The sequence below is a fragment of the Bradyrhizobium brasilense genome (assembly GCF_029714345.1).
GTDB classification, from domain to species: Bacteria; Pseudomonadota; Alphaproteobacteria; order Rhizobiales; family Xanthobacteraceae; genus Bradyrhizobium; species Bradyrhizobium australafricanum.
Genome location: NZ_CP121669.1, coordinates 658,555 through 675,913, shown reverse-complemented (window position 1 = coordinate 675,913; position 17,359 = coordinate 658,555). Strand labels below are relative to the sequence as shown.

Annotated in this window: 14 protein-coding genes; 7 read left to right on the top strand and 7 right to left on the bottom strand. The window is 64.9% G+C overall.

The features are described from left to right. Positions 1–35 precede the first annotated feature (35 nt). Positions 36–983, top strand: a complete 948-nt coding sequence (locus QA635_RS03065; RefSeq protein ID WP_225162050.1) for an AAA family ATPase — start codon at positions 36–38, stop codon at positions 981–983. Positions 984–989: 6 nt separating this feature from the next. Then, complete coding sequence (locus tag QA635_RS03060) at positions 990–2,366, top strand: vWA domain-containing protein (RefSeq protein WP_283066827.1); 1,377 nt, start codon at positions 990–992, stop codon at positions 2,364–2,366. 14 nt (positions 2,367–2,380) lie between these two features. Here the strand turns inward: QA635_RS03060 and QA635_RS03055 are convergent, their stop codons facing one another. Then, the gene (locus QA635_RS03055; protein ID WP_283066825.1) at positions 2,381–2,908 is read right to left on the bottom strand and encodes a hypothetical protein; all 528 of its coding nucleotides are present in this window, start codon (positions 2,906–2,908) and stop codon (positions 2,381–2,383) included. Between the two features lie 413 nt (positions 2,909–3,321). Here QA635_RS03055 and QA635_RS03050 point away from each other — a divergent pair, with 413 nt between their 5' ends. After that, a complete protein-coding gene (locus tag QA635_RS03050) occupies positions 3,322–4,542 on the top strand; it encodes a DUF2235 domain-containing protein (RefSeq protein WP_283066823.1) in 1,221 nt (406 codons plus the stop codon). 5 nt (positions 4,543–4,547) lie between these two features. Here QA635_RS03050 and QA635_RS03045 read toward each other — a convergent pair whose 3' ends face one another. The 3 genes from QA635_RS03045 to QA635_RS03035 are packed head-to-tail and all read right to left on the bottom strand — an operon-like array spanning position 4,548 to position 8,598. Further along, positions 4,548–6,770, bottom strand: coding sequence for a xanthine dehydrogenase family protein molybdopterin-binding subunit (locus tag QA635_RS03045; protein WP_283066821.1), 2,223 nt, complete (start codon positions 6,768–6,770; stop codon positions 4,548–4,550). Beyond that, entirely contained in the window at positions 6,767–7,258 is a 492-nt protein-coding gene (locus QA635_RS03040; protein WP_283066819.1) for a (2Fe-2S)-binding protein, read from the bottom strand. Before QA635_RS03040 ends, QA635_RS03045 begins: the two co-directional genes overlap by 4 nt. After that, positions 7,255–8,598, bottom strand: a complete 1,344-nt coding sequence (locus QA635_RS03035) for a cytochrome c (RefSeq protein WP_283066818.1) — start codon at positions 8,596–8,598, stop codon at positions 7,255–7,257. The genes QA635_RS03040 and QA635_RS03035 overlap by 4 nt, the downstream gene beginning before the upstream one ends. Before the next feature lie 132 nt (positions 8,599–8,730). Between QA635_RS03035 and recQ the strand changes: the two genes are divergently transcribed. Further along, positions 8,731–10,596 (top strand): DNA helicase RecQ, encoded by a 1,866-nt coding sequence (gene recQ, locus QA635_RS03030; RefSeq protein ID WP_283066816.1) that lies wholly within the window; start codon positions 8,731–8,733, stop codon positions 10,594–10,596. A 67-nt stretch (positions 10,597–10,663) separates the two neighbouring features. On the opposite strand, the gene QA635_RS41645 is transcribed toward recQ, so the two are convergent. Both QA635_RS41645 and QA635_RS03025 read right to left on the bottom strand, forming a co-directional pair. Then, on the bottom strand, positions 10,664–10,759 hold the full coding sequence (locus QA635_RS41645; RefSeq protein WP_482151236.1) for an SEC-C metal-binding domain-containing protein: 96 nt from the start codon (positions 10,757–10,759) through the stop codon (positions 10,664–10,666). Next, positions 10,756–11,568, bottom strand: a complete 813-nt coding sequence (locus QA635_RS03025) for a DUF1186 domain-containing protein (protein ID WP_283066814.1) — start codon at positions 11,566–11,568, stop codon at positions 10,756–10,758. Before QA635_RS03025 ends, QA635_RS41645 begins: the two co-directional genes overlap by 4 nt. Positions 11,569–11,822: 254 nt before the next feature. On the opposite strand from QA635_RS03025, the gene QA635_RS03020 reads away from it, so the two are divergent. After that, positions 11,823–13,571: a flavin-containing monooxygenase gene (locus tag QA635_RS03020; RefSeq protein WP_283066812.1), complete on the top strand. Its 1,749-nt coding sequence runs from the start codon at positions 11,823–11,825 to the stop codon at positions 13,569–13,571. A gap of 82 nt (positions 13,572–13,653) precedes the next feature. After that, positions 13,654–14,595, top strand: coding sequence for a metallophosphoesterase (locus QA635_RS03015; RefSeq protein WP_283066810.1), 942 nt, complete (start codon positions 13,654–13,656; stop codon positions 14,593–14,595). 163 nt (positions 14,596–14,758) lie between these two features. On the opposite strand, the gene QA635_RS03010 is transcribed toward QA635_RS03015, so the two are convergent. Further along, positions 14,759–16,024 carry a S1C family serine protease gene (locus tag QA635_RS03010; protein ID WP_283066808.1) on the bottom strand — a complete coding sequence of 422 codons (1,266 nt, stop codon included), beginning with the start codon at positions 16,022–16,024 and terminating at the stop codon, positions 14,759–14,761. Positions 16,025–16,487: 463 nt separating this feature from the next. On the opposite strand from QA635_RS03010, the gene QA635_RS03005 reads away from it, so the two are divergent. Beyond that, complete coding sequence (locus tag QA635_RS03005) at positions 16,488–16,799, top strand: hypothetical protein (RefSeq protein WP_283066806.1); 312 nt, start codon at positions 16,488–16,490, stop codon at positions 16,797–16,799. Positions 16,800–17,359 lie beyond the last annotated feature (560 nt).

Genomic DNA, 17,359 nt, shown 5'->3' with positions numbered 1-17,359 from the left:
GGTCCGAGTTCAAGGCAAATTCGGAGCTGATCCTCGTGGCTGACACCAGGCCCACCGCCTCGATCGAGGCCGTGGAAAGCGGCCTCGCCGCGCAAGGCTATATTGCGAGCCGGCAGATCGCGACCGCGGTCTATCTGTCGCAGCAGATCGAGAAGCCGATCCTGGTCGAGGGCCCTGCCGGCGTCGGCAAGACCGAGCTGGCGAAGGCGATCGCCGCATGGCGCGGCATGAAGATGATCCGCCTGCAATGCTATGAGGGCCTCGACGAGGCCAAGGCGCTGTATGAGTGGAAATACGCCAAGCAGCTGCTCTACACCCAGATCCTGAAGGACAAGCTCGGCGAGGTGCTCGGCGGCGCGCAGTCGCTGGCCGCTGCGCTCGACCAGCTCCACACCTTCGGCGACGTGTTCTTCTCCAAGGAATTCGTCGAGCCGCGGCCGCTGTTGCAGGCGCTGGAGCAGCCGGCCGGCTGCGTGCTTCTGATCGACGAGATCGACAAGTCGGATGCCGAATTCGAATCGCTGCTGCTGGAGATCCTCTCGGACTTCCAGGTCACGATTCCCGAGCTCGGCACCGTCTCCGCGGTGGCACCGCCGACAGTAATCCTGACCTCGAACAGCGAGCGCGATCTTGGCGACGCCTTGAAGCGGCGCTGCCTGCATCTGCACATCGGCTTCCCCGAGCAGAAGCTGGAGGAGCGCATCGTCGAGAGCCGGGTGCCCGGCATCTCGCAGACGCTGCGCAAGCAGATGGTCGGCTTCATCCACGAGATCCGCTCGCTGGACCTGAAGAAGCTGCCCTCGGTCAGCGAGGCGATCGACTGGGCGCGCGTGCTGGTGCTGCTGCAGGCCAGCGAGCTCGACCACGAGATCGTCAGGGACACGCTCAACGTGCTCCTGAAATACGAGGCCGATATCGAGGCCGCGACGCCGCAGATTTCGTCCTTCATCGCCAAGGCGTCGCGCCAGGGCGTGTTCAGCTAGACCAAGATGCGCGAGAACCTGCATCGCTTCTTTCGTGCGGCGCGGGGAGCCGGGGTCCGGGTCTCGCCCGCCGAAAGCATCGATGCGATGCGGGCGGTCGCCCAGGTCGGCTTTGCCGACCGCGACATCCTGCGCGACACCTTCCTGCTGACGCTGGCCAAGACCCAGGACGAGAAGCGCGCGCTCGGCGAATGCTTCGACCTGTTCTTCAGCCAGCCCGAGCCGCAGCAGGAGAGCGCCGAGCAGGACAAGATCGACGACGGCAGCGAGTCCGGCGCCAACCCGTCGGCCGACGAGCATGGCGATGCGTCGGGCGGCGCCGCCAGCGAGAATGTGGGGCCGCTGGCGCAGATGCTGCTGTCGCAAGATCGCTCCGCGATTTCGAGCGCGATCGCCAATGCCTCCGGCGCCGCCTCGCTGCCAGACATCCGCTACTTCACCCAGCGCGGCATCTTCCAGACCCGCATCCTCGATGCGATGGGGATCCAGCGCCTGCGCGACGACATCGACGAGCAGACCACGCGCAATCCCGCGCTCGCCGAACGGCTGCAGGAAGCGCTGAACGGCCTGCGCGGCACCGTTCGCGATGCGGTCTCGCAGGCCCTGCTGCTCTACGGCCGTGAGGAAGCGGAGAATCTGCGCAACGAAATCCTGCGCAACGCGCCGCTGGCGCGGATCGAGCCGCGGCAGTTCGAGCAGATGCGCGCGCTGATCCGCCAGATCGCGCGCCGGCTGCGCGAGCGCTATTCCAAGCCGCGCAAGCGCCAGCGCCGCGGCCATCTCGATGTCCGCCGCACGCTGCGCCGCAACGCGGCCTGGGGCGGCGTCCCCTTCCTCACCGCCTGGAAGCGCAAGCATCGCGACCGGCCGAAGATCGTCGCGCTGTGCGACGTCTCGGGCTCGGTCGCCCGCGTCTCCGACTTCTTCCTGCTCCTGATCCACAGCCTGCACGAGGTGGTGGACGACGTCCGCTCGTTCGCCTTCTCGGGCCACCTGATCGAGGTCAGCGACATCCTGGAATCGAAATCGCCCGAAGAGGCGATGAAGGAGATCATGTCCAAGGTCGGCTTCGGCTCGTCCGACTACGGCAATTCCTTCGCCGATTTCGAGGACAATTGGATGAGCGCGATCACGCCGCAGACCACGGTGATCGTGCTCGGCGATGCCCGTAGCAACAATCTCGATCCGCGCGGCGACATCCTGCGCCGTATCGGCGAGCGCTCCAAGCGGCTGGTCTGGCTCAACCCCGAAGGCCGCATGGTCTGGGGCTTTGGCGATTCCGAGATGCCGCGCTACGCGACCTTCTGCAGCGTGGTGCGGCAATGCGCGACCGCGCGGCAGCTCGAGCGCGCCGTGTCGGATATCGTCGCCACGTATCAATAGGCCGCCGGCCGCGCTTAGATGGCAAGCGACTCGCCGTGGAACAGCCACCCGACGAACGCAGCCAATGTCAGCGCGATCGAGGCGAAGATGCCGACCAGCTTGATCGTCGTGATCGCCTTCAGGATCGAGACAGACCGCGCCGCCGCATGCGGGTCGCCGTGCAGCAGCAGCCATGCCAGGAGACAATCCTCGATCAAGTCGCTGAGCAGGTACACCGCCGGCACGACCAGGCCGAGCCACGCCGCGGACGGGTAGATCCGGCTGAGCCAGTGCGATGACGCCGCCCCCATCGCGCCCGCCAGCGCCAGCATGACGATGAGATCAAGCGGAAACAGGATCGGAAAGACATACTTCATCCGCAGATCGGACTGCACCAGCTCGCCGAGATGGTCGCCGGTGTAGCTCAGCGTCTTCTCCGGAAAGCGGGTGCGGAACCTGCTTGCGAACACGCGATGGGAATAGCTGCCGACCCACCAGAACAGCCCGAACGCCGCCACCACAAGTCCTGAGAGAATGGCCGTCACGAGAGCTTGAGGGCTCATGCCGACCTGTTCCTGTTGTTGTCTTGGAAGCTGCGGGAGGCCGCAGGAAAGATGATCGCGCGCACCGCGGAGTCCCTGAAAGGGAGAAAATGTCGACGCATATAGCAATGATCGACGAGCAGATTTCCATCTTTTCCGAAGTGTTGCAATGGATCTCTCACGGAAACTCCGTCATAGCCGGACATCAGCGAGCCGAAGTGACGCGCTCCTCGGTGCAGCCTTGGCCGGCCGTGGCGAGATTCAATTCGAGAGCCAACGGCAGGCAGCGTCGACGCGCGCTCGCGCTTCGGCTACCCGGCACCACCGGCGGTCACGCCGCCGCCACAGAACGTCTTCAATTGGAGATTGAATTTTCACCACATTCTGCCGTACATAGAGGCCGCGAATTTTCACGGCGGCCGCGAGGGCAACGGATGCCGAAGGATATTGTGATTTGCTGCGACGGCACCGGCAACGAGATCGGTGACAATATTTCCAACGTGCTGAAGCTGTTCCGCGTCGCCGACAAGAATGACCGGCAGCGGATCTATTATCATCCCGGCCTCGGCACCATCGGCCTGCAAAACGCCTGGGGCCGCTTCAAGCAGCAGATGCGCGGCCTGTTCGGGCTGGCCTTCGGCGCCGGTCTCGACCAGGACACGCTCGGCGCCTACCTGTTCCTGTGCCGAACCTGGGAGCCCGGTGACCGGGTCTGGATGTTCGGCTTCAGCCGCGGTGCCTACACGGTGCGCGTGCTCGCGGCCTTCGTCCATGTGATGGGCCTGCTGCCCGTCGACCAGCTCGACCTCGCGAGCTACGCCTTCGGCACCTACAAGAAAGCCAGCTCCGACGCCCAGAAATCCGACGGCACGTTCGACTATGCTCCGTTGAAGGAGGCTTGGCACTTCAGCCAGATTGCCGGCGGCCGCAATATTGACATCGAGTTCGTCGGAGTCTGGGACACCGTGGCCTCGATCATCGTGCCGCGACAGGACAATTTCCTGTTCGACCTGCAGACGCTGCTGTTCACCCGCACCAACTCCAGCGTCAAACGGTTCCGCCAGGCGATCTCGATCGACGAGCGCAGGCGCATGTTCCGACTCAATCGCTGGATCGAGCCGCAGAAATTTCGCTCGGATCCATTCGATCCGGCAACGGAGGTGGAGCAGGACATCCGCCAGGTCTGGTTTGCCGGCGTGCACTCCGACGTCGGCGGCGGCTATCCGGAAGACCAGAGCGGGCCGTCGAAGTTTCCGCTGATCTGGATGCTCGAGCAGGCCAAGGCAGCCGGGCTGCACATGGATCAGGCGCTGATCGATCATCTCGCCTGGGGGATGCCGTTGCCGCCGCACAAGCACGACTATGTGCCGCCGAGCGCGACCGCCCCGCTGCACAATTCGCTGACCGCCGCCTGGGAAATCCTGGAATGGATTCCGAAGAGCGACAAATGGAAGGAATGGCCGGAGCGGAAATCCTTGCTCGGCTTCTATCTGCCGCGCGGCGAGCCGCGGCCGATTGCGGACGGCGCGACCATCCATGCCTCGGTGTTGGAGCGCATGGAGAAGGATCCGGCCTACAAGCCGATCAATATGCCGAAGACCTACAAGATCGAGCCGATGACGCCGCCCCCAGCTCCCCCTGCTGCAACGGCTTGACCGCATTACGCGTCGATCGCGTCCTTGATTCGCTTGCGGCTGAGCGGCAGGTCGCGCAGCCGCTTGCCGGTTGCGTGCGCGATGGCATTGGCGAGCGAGGCGGCGGCTGGGCCCTGCCCGGTCTCGCCGCTGCCGAGGAACGGCTGGCCGGGGCGGTTGATGATGTGGACGGCGATACTGTCGGGCACCGCATTGAAGCGCAGGATCGGGTAGGTCTGCCAGTCGATGCTGGTGATCCTTGTCTCATCGAAGGTGACACTTTCATAGAGCGTCCAGCTCGTCGACTGCACGATCGCGCCCTCGATCTGGTTGGTGATGCCGTCCGGATTGACGACCTGGCCGGCGTCGACGGCGGCGACCGCGCGCACCGGCCGGGCCCGCCCGGTTTCTCGATCGACCTCGACCTCGGACGCGATGGCGCAATAGGCGGCGAGATTCTTGTAGCGCGCGAACGCGAAGCCGTAGCCGTGATTTCGGGGCGGCTGCTGCCCGCGCGTCCAGCCGAACTCCCCCGCGGCCTTCTCGACCACCGCGCGGCCGCGCTGGTCGTCGAGATGCCTGAGGCGAAACTCGACCGGATCGGCGCCGGCGAGACCGGCCAGTTCATCCATGAAGCTCTCGGTCGAGAACACGTTGTGATAGGCGCCGAGCGCGCGCATCGCGGAGATCCGCAGCGGCATCGCGGGGATGAAGTGATGCATCACATGCGCGTTCGGAAAATTGTAGATCGGGATCGCGTTGCGATCGCCGCCGCCTTCCGGCAGCGGCAACGGCTTTGGTGCGGGCACCGCGAATGATCGCGCCATGTGCTGGGCCGCAAGCAGCGCGCCGGCGCCGCCCGGCCGCATCGAATGGGTGTTGCTCCACACCGCAAAATTCCAGTCGGCGATCTTGCCGTCGGTCGTCAGCGACGCGCTCAATTTCGTCACCATCGCCGGGCCATAGGGCTCCCAGCCATGCTCCTGCTCGCGCATCCACTGCACCCGAATCGGGCGCCCGGGCAGCGCCCGGGCGATCAGCGCAGCGTCGGCCGCGGCATCGTCGGCGCCGTTGTGGCCGTAGCAGCCGGAGCCTTCGATATGGATCAGGCGGACGCTAGCGGGCGTCATGCCGAGCATCTCGGCGATCGCCTGCCGGTCGGGATAGACGCCCTGCGTGTGCGTCCACACCGTCATCGCGCCATCGACGAATTGCGCGACCGCGCAGGACGGCCCGATCGAGCCGTGCGACTGGTAAGGCCGCGTGTAGGTCGCTTCGAGCGACCGCGCGCCGCTCACCGTGGGATCGCTACGCTGGAAGATCGCGAAATCCTGCGACGACAGCGTGGTCAGCACGTTGGCCAGATCGTGCTGGTTCGGCAGCTTCGCGCTCTCCCGCCACTTCGCCGCGGCGGCCAGCGCCTGCATGGCCTTGACCGCCGAAAATTCCTTCTCCGCCACCACGGCCAGAAAGTTGCCGTCGCGCACGATTTGAATCACGCCGGGCATTTTCTCGATCGCGGCCGTGTCGCATTCCACGAGCTGCGCGCCGTAGCTCGGCGGGCGCACCACGCGCGCATGCACCATGCCGGGAAGCCGCATGTCCTGCACATAGGCGGCGGCGCCCGTGACCTTGGCCGGAATGTCGACGCGCGGCACCGGCTGGCCCATCACCTTGAAGCTCGCCGGATCCTTCAGGCTCGATGTCGGTTGCGCCTGGACGTGCAACATGTCCGCGGCGACAAGCTCGCCATAGCCCAAACGCCGGCCATCGGGAGCAACGACGGCCGCATTCTCGGTTCGCAAGCCGTCGGGCGGCAAGCCAAGACGCTTTGCCGCCTCGGCCACCAGCAACATGCGCGCCTGCGCTGCGGCATGCAGGATCGCCGTGCCGCTGTCCTGCATCGAATGGCTGCCGGACGTATAGCCCTCGTTCGCCGTGAGTTTGGTGTCGGCGGTGATCACCTTCAGCGCATCGAAGGGAATATCGAGCTGCTCGGCCGCGATCTGCTGGAACGCAGTGCGGAATCCCTGGCCGAGTTCGGCCTTGCCCGTAAAGGCCGTGACCTGGCCATTGGCATCGATACGGATCCAGGAATCCAGATTGGGCGCTTTCGCCAGGCTGCCCGGCAACGCCGGGCTCTGCGGCTTCTGCTCCTGTGCGATCGCGCCGCGCAGCGAGAAGCTGACAATCAGCGCACCGCCGCCGGCCAGCACGCTGCGGCGATCGAGAACCACCGGCGCGGTCATCGGACGCTCCTGTCGCTTGCGGCGTCGGCCGTATCCATCAACCTGGCGGCGCGGTGCACCGCGCGCAGGATGCGCATATGGGTGCCGCAGCGGCAGAGATTGGGCTCCAGCTCGGCACGGATTTCCGCATCCGATGGCTTCGGGTTGCGCATCAGCAGCGCCTGCGCGCGCATCATCATCCCGGCGATGCAGTAGCCGCACTGCGCCGCCTGCTCCTCCATGAAGGCGCGCTGGATCGGCGCCGGCGCGGCCACGGTGCCGAGCCCTTCGAGCGTCGTCACCTGCTTGCCCTCGACCAGGACCAGCGGCGTGACGCAGGACAGCACCGCCTTGCCGTCGACGATCACCGTGCAGGAGCCGCATTGCCCGAGCCCGCAGCCGAACTTGGCGGCATTGAGCGCCAGATCATTGCGCAGCACATAGAGCAGCGGCGTATCCGGCTCCGCATCGACCTGATGATCCCTGCCATTGACCTTGAATGTCATCATGGCTTCCCTCGCTGTCTGGATTCTGCTGGCGTGTCGCGCGCTGCAAACGACGTCGCCTGCACCGCGCGCGCATCGCGCACCGCCTTGTCGAGATTGGCCCACGCCGGCCGCTTGCCGAACCGCTCGCGCAGATAGGCCGTGAGCGCGACCATCTGCGCATCATCGATGCTGGCGGCGAAGCCCGGCATGATCGGGCTACGCTCGCCTTCGACGGCGCCAACGCCCGACAGCACGATATTGAGGAGGTTGCGCGGGTCGGGGCTTGCGATCGCCGTGCTGAGCGCGAGATTGACGCCGCCATAGGGCAGCGCGCGGCTGCCCTCATGGCAGGAGGCACACGCCGCGGCATAGATCGCCGCGCCGGCCGCATGGGTCTGTGCCGCATCATCGGAAGACGATTGCGCGATGACGTCGGCCGGCCGTTTGCGATCCGGCGCCGGCGCGCCCGAGATATCGGCCATGTACACGGCGATGGCCCGCACGTCGCTGTCGGGCACCGTCGCCAGATTGCCGACCACTTCAGCCATCGGCCCGCGCGCGGTGCCATGATCGGCCTGCCAACCATGACGCAGATAGGCATACAGCGCGTCGGCGGTCCACCGCACCGGGGCGTGCGAGGTGTCGTTCAGCGCGTAGGCGTGCCAATTGTCGACCTCGCCACCGGAGAACTGCGCATTCACCCGCTCGGCGCCGAGCGCGTTGCGCGGCGTGTGGCAGGCGCCGCAATGCGCGAGCCCCTCCACCAGATAGGCGCCGCGGTTCCATTCCGCGCCCTTCGCCGAGTCCTGAGGGGCATCGCCGCTGCGCAGATACAGCAGCTTCCACCCTGCAATCAGCGGTCGATGGTTCAACGGAAACGAAAGCTGATTCGCCGGCGGCGACGCGTGGACCGGCTGTCGCGTCATCAGGAACGCATAGAGTGCCCGGTCGTCCGCATCCGAGACGTTGGTGAAATGGTCATAGGGAAAGGTCGGATAGAGATGCTGGCCATCGCAGGCGACGCCGGAGCGCATCGCGCGGACGAACGCCTCTTCCGGCCAGCGCCCGATGCCGGTTTCGGCATCCGGCGTGATGTTGGATGAGAAGACGATGCCGAACGGCGTTGGAACCGGGAGCCCGCCGGCATAAGTCGCGCCGCCCTGCACGGTATGGCAGGTGCTGCAATTGCCGATCGCGGCGAGTTCGCGGCCGCGTTTGACCACATCAGGGTCGAAGGTATCGGCCCGCGGCGGCGCAATGGCGGCAATCTGCGGCCGCCAAGCGACGGCAAAGGCTGCCGCCGCGCCCGCGACCAGCACGATCGCGGCAATGCCTGTGATGATCCGCAGCTGACCAGTCATGCTGAATTGAGTTTGTTGTTGGGACGTGTATTAACACCTTTCATTCCGGTATCGTTCGGCCAGAAGACCTCGATCACCGCCTGTTGACCTCAAGGAATCCTGGAAAATCCCAAAGGGATCGCGCAAGGGATCATGACCGCCCAGCCCGCCCTCGATCGCGCCTCCGCCCCGTCTCGCGATGCGCTGTCCGTGCTCAGTTCCGTGTTCGGCCTGTCGGGCTTCCGCGGCGCGCAGGAAAAGATCATTCGCCACGTCACCGATGGCGGTAATTGCCTGGTGCTGATGCCGACCGGCGGCGGCAAGTCGCTGTGCTATCAGCTGCCGTCGCTGCTGCGCGACGGCTGCGGCATCGTGGTATCGCCCTTGATCGCGCTGATGCGCGACCAGGTCGCGGGCCTCACCGAAGCCGGCGTCAACGCCGCGGTGCTGAACTCGACGCTGTCCTATGAGGAAGCCTCCGAGGTCGAGCGGCGGCTGCTCGCCGGCGATCTCGACCTGCTCTATGTGGCGCCGGAGCGGCTGCTGACGCCGCGCTGCCTCAATCTGCTCGGCCAGGCGCAGATCGCGCTGTTTGCGATCGACGAGGCGCATTGCGTCTCGCAATGGGGCCATGATTTCCGCCCGGAATATATCGGCCTGTCCGCACTCGCCGAGCGCTTCCCCGAAGTGCCGCGGATCGCGCTGACCGCGACTGCGGACGCGCTGACGCGAAGGGAGATCGCCGAGCGGCTGCAGCTTACCGACGCGCCGCAATTCGTCGCGAGCTTCGACCGGCCCAATATCCGCTACGAGATCGTCGACAAGCAGAATGCGACCACGCAGCTGAAGAATTTCATCAAGGAGCGGCATGCCGGCGACGCCGGCGTGGTCTATTGCCTGTCCCGCGCCAAGGTCGAGGACGTCGCGGCGGCGCTCAGCGAGGCCGGCATTCCGGCGTTGCCCTATCATGCCGGGCTCGATGCCGGCGTGCGCGCCCGGCACCAGGACCGCTTCCTCAACGAGGACGGCCTCGTGATCGTCGCCACGATCGCCTTCGGCATGGGGATCGACAAGCCCGATGTGCGCTTCGTCGCGCATCTCGATCTGCCGAAGAGCATCGAAGCCTACTACCAGGAGACCGGGCGTGCCGGCCGCGACGGCAAGCCGTCGGCGGCATGGATGGCCTACGGCCTGTCCGACATCGTGCAGCAGCGTCGCATGATCGATGAATCGACCGGCTCCGACGCCTTCAAGCGCGTCTCGGTCGGCAAGCTCGACGCACTGGTTGCGCTGGCTGAAACGGTGCATTGCCGCCGGCAGCGCCTGCTCGGCTATTTCGGCGAGAGCCGCGAAGAAAGCTGCGGCAATTGCGACAACTGCCTGACGCCGCCGCGCGTCCGCGACGGCAAGGTGCTCGCACAAAAGCTGCTGTCCTGCGCCTACCGCACCGGGCAACGTTTCGGCGCCATGCACCTGATCGACGTGCTGGTCGGGCGGCTCACCGAACGGGTCAAGCAGTTCAACCACGACCAGCTGTCGGTGTTCGGCATCGGCCGCGAGCTCAACGAGAAGCAATGGCGCGCGGTGCTGCGCCAGCTGGTGGCGATGGGCCATCTGCGCGCTGACAGCGACGCCTTCGGCGCGCTTGTTCTGACCGACAGCGCCCGCGGCGTGCTGAAGGGCGAGACCGCAGTGATGCTGCGCGAGCAGCCGGAAGGCGCGCGCAACCGCGCAGTCCGCGGCAAGTCGCGCCGCGGCGAGCTCGTGCCCGCGGCCGACAGTCCGGGTGGCGTCGCAAATCCCGCGCTGCATGCGGCGTTGCGCGTCTGGCGCTCGGACGTGGCGCGCCAGCGCGGCGTGCCGGCCTATGTCGTGCTGCACGATTCCACCATCGACGGCATCGCCGCGATGCGACCGGACACGCTCAGCGAGCTGCGCAACATCGCAGGGATCGGCGACAAGAAGCTCGAGCATTACGGCGACGAGCTGATCCGCATCGTGAAGACGACAGGAGCGTGACCGGTCCTCTCTACGCCGAAGCGACGACAGTCGCTTTGGCCGGCGCTGAGACCGAGGGAGCCGCAGTTCAACGCTGGTCAGCGAGACAGCATTTCTTGTATTTCTTGCCGCTGCCGCACGGGCATGGGTCGTTGCGCCCGACATGGCGCAAGGGATTCCTCACGGGTTCGGTGTGGCTCCACAATGTATCGAGATCGTCCCCAAAGGGGCATCCAGATCGTCGAAGGTCTCGTTGTAGCCGTAGTCGGTCCCTTCCATTTCCTGGACCGCATCCTTGATATAGCCGAGGCCAACTTCCTCGAATCGTGCGATTTCCTCGGGTCGCTGCTCGGCATCGACAAGCATCTCGTCGAACTCGCGGCGCTCTGTCATCCAATCGGGTATACGCCCGTCATCGAAAGCGCGATACGCCAAGGGCGCCAGCTCGCGCAGCCCCAGGAGGGCAATTGCCTGTTGCCACGCGTACCAGGCATGGTTCTCGTCATCCGCCAGGTTTTGCTCGTGGAATGCTTTGAGCAGGCGCTGCATGCGCTCCCGCCCGATCATCCCATTCCATGTGAGGAAGGTGGCCGCGCCGAGAACCTGCTCGCGCGCAAATTGATCGACGGACTGATCCACGACCAGACTCAAGAAGGCGTCGACATCCCCGTCAAAGACACCCGCGACAATGCGCGCCATGCTTTCGGTCAGGCAGTCACCCAACAGGTCATCAAGTTCGCTTTCGGGTCTGCGCAGCAGTCGCAGCAGGTCGCGGCAAACATCCGTGTCACGAGTTCCACCGAGGATGTAGACACCTCGGAACAGCAGCCTGGCCTCATCGTCGGACAGTTCCTCGCCGTTCCCTGCCCGGGCGACGATGGCGCGCAGCGCAGGGGCCGCTTCTTCCATTCTGATCAGGCACATTCCGACTGCGGCCGCAGGCAATTGTTTCTCGGTCGCGACGGCCTCAAGATAGTCTTCGATCGGCCCCAAATCGCCCCGCTCGAAGATAGCTTCTACTTCTTCCTTCTTTCATGGGACCTCGATCTTTGCGGGCAGATGAACGGTCACGACAGAACAACTACCCGATCACCGCTTATCCTCATCCTCTCCCAGAGACAGCATAGGAGCTATTCGCTGGACGGCAATACGCTTGCTTGCGGGCAGCGCCGCCCTCGCCCTAATCTTTGCCCATCGCGTCCAACGAGGCGCGGACAAGACATAACGATATAGGGAAGAGACGGCCCATGGCTCAGGAGAGCACCGCGCGCAAGACTGCGCGCCCTGCCGAAACCGGAACGTTCGATGCCGTGGTGATCGGTGCCGGGTTCGCCGGCATGTACATGCTGCATCGGCTGCGCGGTCTCGGCTTCACCGCGCGGGTCTATGAAGCCGGCGGCGGCGTCGGCGGCACCTGGTACTGGAATCGCTATCCCGGCGCGCGTTGCGACGTCGAGAGCCTGCAATATTCCTTCTCGTTCTCCGAGGAACTCGATCAGGACTGGAGCTGGTCGGAGAAATATTCTCCGCAGCCCGAAATTCTCGCTTACGCCAATCACGTCGCCGATCGCTTCGACCTGCGCGGCCAGATCGTATTCGACACCCGCGTCACCGCGGCGACCTTCGACGAGCAGGCAGGCGCATGGCTGATCGAGACCGACCGTGGCGACAGGGTCACTGCAAAGTTCTGCATCATGGCGGTCGGCTGCCTGTCGGCGCCGAACCGGCCGGCCTTCCCAGGCATGGCGGATTTCCGCGGGCCGATCTATCACACCGGCGAATGGCCGCATGAGGGTGTCGACTTCAGCGGCCTGCGCGTCGGCGTGATCGGCACCGGCTCATCGGCAATCCAGTCGATCCCGATCATCGCGCAGCAGGCCTCCGAGCTCACCGTGTTCCAGCGCACCGCGACCTGGTCGGTGCCGGCGTGGAACGAGCGGCTGTCGGCGGAATATCTGAGGGAAGCCAAGGCGCATTATCCGGAGCTGCGCGCCAAGGCCCGTGCGCGCCCGACCGGCTTCTATTTCCAGTTCAACGCTCAGCCCGCCTTGCAGGCGAGCGAGCAGGAGCGCGAGCAGCAATACGAAGAAGCGTGGCAGCGCGGCGGCCTGCCCTTCCTCGGCGCGTTCGGCGACCTCCTGTTCGAGAAGGCCGCCAACGACACCATCGCCGATTTCGCGCGCGAGAAGATCCGCGGCATCGTCAAGGATCCCGCCACCGCCGAGCTGCTGTGCCCGCGAAACGTGTTCGGCTGCAAGCGGCTCTGCGTCGACACCAATTATTTCGAGACCTACAATCTGCCGCATGTGAAACTAGTCGACGTGTCGACGACGCCGATAGAGCGATTCACGGCCGAGGGCATCGTGGTCGACGGCACCGAATACAAGTTCGATGCGATCGTCTCCGCCACCGGCTTTGCCGCCATGACCGGCTCGTTCGACAAGATCGCGATCACCGGCCGCGGCGGGCAGACTCTGGCCGAGAAATGGCGCGCCGGCCCGCGCGCCTATCTCGGTCTTGCCTCCGAGGGCTTTCCGAACCTGTTCATGATCACCGGGCCCGGCAGCCCGTCGGTGCTCGCCAGCATGATCCAGGCGATCGAGCAGCATGTCGACTGGCTGGCGGATTGCATCAGTCATATGCGCGACATCGGCGCCGGCACGATCGAGGCGGTCCGCGACGACGAGGACGCCTGGGTCGCCCATGTCAACGACGTCTCCACGGTCTCGCTGCGCTCGACCTGCAGCTCGTGGTATGTCGGCGCCAACATCCCGGGCCGTCCCCGCGTGTTCATGCCCTATATCGGCGGCTTCCCGATCTATGTGCAGAAGTGCAATGAGGTGATGAACTCGGGTTACGACGGCTTCGTGCTGCAGGGCGGGCGCAACGGCAATGCACCGCCGCAGGTGCGTTTCACCGAGCGCTGGCAGGTGCCGCTCGACATCGAGGTGATCTCGCCGGCCGCGGTCGCCGCGAAGCGGGTTCCCGTGGTCTGAGTGCCGGCGGTATCCCCACCGGGATTGCGCATGATAGTGTCGCGCCGGTCCGCGCTTCGCATCGCGGACCGCACGGGGGACGATGGCCGACACGGCATTGCAGGGACTGGTCGAGCGGATCGGCGCGGATCACGTCGTGCGCCGGCTTGGGATCGAGGCCGCGCATGAGAAGCAGGTGTTCGGCCAGGGCACGCTGCTGTTCAACGTCGAGAACTGGAAGCTGGCGCCGCGGATCATCGAGACCGCGCTCAAGGTGACCGGCCTGCACGGCCGCGCGCGGCGCAACGCCGACCAGGTTGAGGTGCGGCATAATCTGGTGACGTCGGCGCGCCTGCCGGCGGCCTTCGACGGCTTCACCATGCTGCATCTCAGCGATCTCCACGCCGACATCAGCCAGGACGCGATGCGGCATCTGATGGACATCGTGAGCGACATCGCCTGCGATATCTGCGTTCTCACGGGCGACTACCGCGGCAAGACGTATGGGCCATTTGAAACGAGCCTCGCGTTGATGCGGGATCTGTGCGCGCGGATCAAGCTGCCGCTCTACGGCATCCTCGGCAATCATGACAGCATCCGCATGACGCCGGCGCTGGAGGCGATGGGCATCAGGATGCTGTTCAATGAGCAGGAGCCGATCACGCGCGATGGCGCGACGATCCACCTCGCCGGGATCGACGACGCGCACTTCTACCGGACCGACGACATTGCAAAGGCTGCCGCGGCGATCCCGCGCGATGCGTTCTCGATCCTGCTGGCACATACGCCGGAATCCTACCGCGCGGCGGCGGCCGCCGGCTTCGACCTGATGCTGAGCGGCCATACCCATGGCGGCCAGCTCTGCCTGCCCGGCGGCATCGCGATCAAGCTGGAGGCGCGGCTGCCGCGCCGGATGGGCCGAGGCGCCTGGCGCTTCGGCGCGCTTGCCGGCTACACATCGGCCGGTGCCGGCACCAGCCTGGCGCCGGTGCGGCTGAACTGCCCGGCCGAGATCACGGTGCATACGCTGCGGCGGCTCGGTTGAGCATACTCCGCTCGTACGTCGCAGGCGCCCATTGCCAAAATATAGAAAACAACCCCATGCAAAGGAGTCGGCGGCTGCCCGGACGTCGCAAGGAAAGACGCGTGGCCGGTAGCCAGATGCAGTCGCCCTGCCGTAAGGACGGGAAGAGGGCGTAGCGGAGGTCTCAATTGCCCTTCTTCGCGTTCGCGCTCTGCTCGTTCACCGTGCAGGTGATCAGCAGCGTGTAGCCGCGCGCATTCTTGGCGATCTCGGCGGTTTCCTTCTTCATCTCCTCGCGCCACTCGGCGGTCCGGTACGCCACCGCGCTGTTGTCGAGGAAGTCGCGCAGCGCGCCGGTCTTGATCGCGAAATTGATGTTCTCCGGGATGGTCCCCGTCGCCCGCGCCATCCTCACCGCGTCGAGCTTGGCAGCCACCACGCCGACCACCGCGCCGGTGAGGTCGAATAGCGGACCGCCGCTGTTGCCCGGCTGCACGGCGGCGCTGATCTGCAGATGACGGGTATCGTTGAGGATGCCACTCAGCGAAGAGACAATGCCCGTGGTGACCGTGAAATCGGATGTCAGCAATCCGTGATAGGGATAACCGATCGCCACGACGCCGTTGCCGACCAGGATGGGGTTTTGCCTGAGGCTGACGACATCCTTGAACGGGGTCGGCGCCTGCAGCAACGCGAGATCATTGGTCTCGTCATCGGACACCAGGCGCAGCTTGACCGGCGCCTCGCCGCTTAGGTTGCCCGTGATCTCGCTGCAGCCGCCGACGACATGGTGATTGGTGACGACGTGGCCACTGCTGCTGACCACAAAGCCGGTGCCGGTCCCCGATCTCGCCTGCTTCGCTGGCGGCGCGTTGGGTGCTGCAGCCTGCTGCGGCGGCGCAGCCGCAGGCTTTGCCGCGACCGCGAACTCGCCGGCATTGGAGACGCCGTTCTTCTTCACCGAGACGACGCAGTTGAGCAGTGCCGGCAGCAGTTGGGCGGTCTGATTGAGGTTGAACTGAAACAATTGTCCCTGCGCGAATGCCGTCATCTGGCGCGCCTTGCGGAACTGGTTGATCAGGCTGGAATTCACCGGCATCTCGACATTCACGAGCTGGGTGCCGAGCGGCATGCCGTAGACGTTGAACGCCGGCTGGCCGTCGAAGGTCAGCGCCAGCGGAAAGGCCTCGCCCGGCGTCAGACGCCAGTTGTCATGGGCAAAGCCGAGCCGCCAGCTGCCATTCTCGGCGATCGACACCATGAAGAAGATGCCGCTTTGATACGTGGTGCCTGCCGAGCAATGGGTGAAGGCGCCATTCTTGTCGTTGGTGAAAGCACCGCCCTTCCAGTTGCCGACCGTGATCGAGCCGTAGGGACCGCGGGCGTTCGACGGAGTTGCAGACGCAAACAGCCACGCGGCCGCAACGACCGCCCAGACCGCAACTCTCATGACGCGCACTCCCCCAGCCACAACCCGTCATAGGAGGCGGCGAAATTCATCCGCAAGTGGTGCGCGGCTTGGTCTTTGGTCCTGCGGCCGCGCAAGCCCGCCGCGGATGAGGCGATCGCCACACCCTCAGGTTACAGAACCTATGTTCCTATTTTGTTCCTATGTCAATCGGGGTGCTCGCCGTATTTAAAGCCCCGTGCCCCAAGTTGATTTTGGAGTGTCCTAATTCCGATTAAGCAAACGGAAACCGTAGCTTGGCCGATGTTCTCGGTAGGACTACTGAGTCGCATACCAGATGTTCTGGCTTTTGCAATCCGCCAAGTGTTCTGGCTCCACAGGGCAGAAGTATTACCGGGGTTCTCCGTGGGTGAACGGAGTTCCAGCCTCCGCTACCGTCCCCTTCATTCCAATGGAATAAGCCCGCCATCGCAGGGGTTGGAAGCTGAGGGAGGTCGAGCAAGCCATGGAAAGCGAAAGTGCGTCTTCAAGGCCGGGTGAAGCCGCATGGGAAGCGTTGACATTCGATGAGCCCGTCATCGTCGCGCTAGCCATTTGGGCCGCGCTATTGGTGGCTCACGTCATCGCGGCGTCGGTGTATTATTGGCGGGAGCAGCGCAGCCCGGAATGGTTGGCCGTTCTTGCGATCTTGGCCTACTGGCCAATCCTGGTGTCGATCATAGGTCTCGGCCTAATTCTAAAATATCTGATCCGACCGCTGATCGGACAAATAAAACTGTTCCGGCGAAGGTCCGATATCAAAGGCGTCGTTAAGTAAGGCCGCCTCAGTTGGCGGCCTCTCCGTTTATGATCTCGATCCATCGGCGCAAGCTCGATTCAAATCGCTCGCGCACTTCTGCTTCCGAGTTTGCCGTCACGCCAAATGAGAGCGGCGCGTCTCTTCCTGTAGTTGAGATCCATCCTCCGCAGGCTCGCGGCTGAATCTCCGGCACAATCCCCAGCTTGGGGCTGAAACATAGGCAAATGCAGCCCGGTCGAAGCGCCCTCTAATACGACAGCATGACGTCGGAAGAGATGCGAGCGATGGCGGCGCAGTGTGATGATGTGGCCTTGAAGCTACTCGCTCCCGAGCGCGCCATTGTCCGGAACGTCGCAGCCCAATCGCGTATGCTGGCACACCAATCCGAGATGCTACGTAGAGAGTGGCGATCAATCAAGCCTTCCAGCGAGACTGTTCCCGTGACGCCCTCAAGGAAACGGCCCCAGCGCGTTGGAACGAACGCTGAGGCCGCCTTGCCGCGCCGCTGAGAATAAAGCGGCCCCGGCACGCAGCTAGCGCCGGGGCCAGAGGGATTGTCATTCCCATGAGAACTCGGC

Bases quoted from the DNA above. Each gene is read 5' to 3' on its own strand.
- QA635_RS03015 (WP_283066810.1), top strand. From the start codon at position 13,654: ATGGCCGACACGGCATTGCAGGGACTGGTCGAGCGGATCGGCGCGGAT.
- QA635_RS03005 (WP_283066806.1), top strand. From the start codon at position 16,488: ATGGAAAGCGAAAGTGCGTCTTCAAGGCCGGGTGAAGCCGCATGGGAA.
- QA635_RS03050 (WP_283066823.1), top strand. From the start codon at position 3,322: ATGCCGAAGGATATTGTGATTTGCTGCGACGGCACCGGCAACGAGATC.
- QA635_RS03010 (WP_283066808.1), bottom strand. From the start codon at position 16,024: ATGAGAGTTGCGGTCTGGGCGGTCGTTGCGGCCGCGTGGCTGTTTGCG.
- QA635_RS03045 (WP_283066821.1), bottom strand. From the start codon at position 6,770: ATGACCGCGCCGGTGGTTCTCGATCGCCGCAGCGTGCTGGCCGGCGGC.
- QA635_RS03020 (WP_283066812.1), top strand. From the start codon at position 11,823: ATGGCTCAGGAGAGCACCGCGCGCAAGACTGCGCGCCCTGCCGAAACC.
- QA635_RS03055 (WP_283066825.1), bottom strand. From the start codon at position 2,908: ATGAGCCCTCAAGCTCTCGTGACGGCCATTCTCTCAGGACTTGTGGTG.
- QA635_RS03035 (WP_283066818.1), bottom strand. From the start codon at position 8,598: ATGACTGGTCAGCTGCGGATCATCACAGGCATTGCCGCGATCGTGCTG.
- recQ (WP_283066816.1), top strand. From the start codon at position 8,731: ATGACCGCCCAGCCCGCCCTCGATCGCGCCTCCGCCCCGTCTCGCGAT.
- QA635_RS03040 (WP_283066819.1), bottom strand. From the start codon at position 7,258: ATGATGACATTCAAGGTCAATGGCAGGGATCATCAGGTCGATGCGGAG.
- QA635_RS03060 (WP_283066827.1), top strand. From the start codon at position 990: ATGCGCGAGAACCTGCATCGCTTCTTTCGTGCGGCGCGGGGAGCCGGG.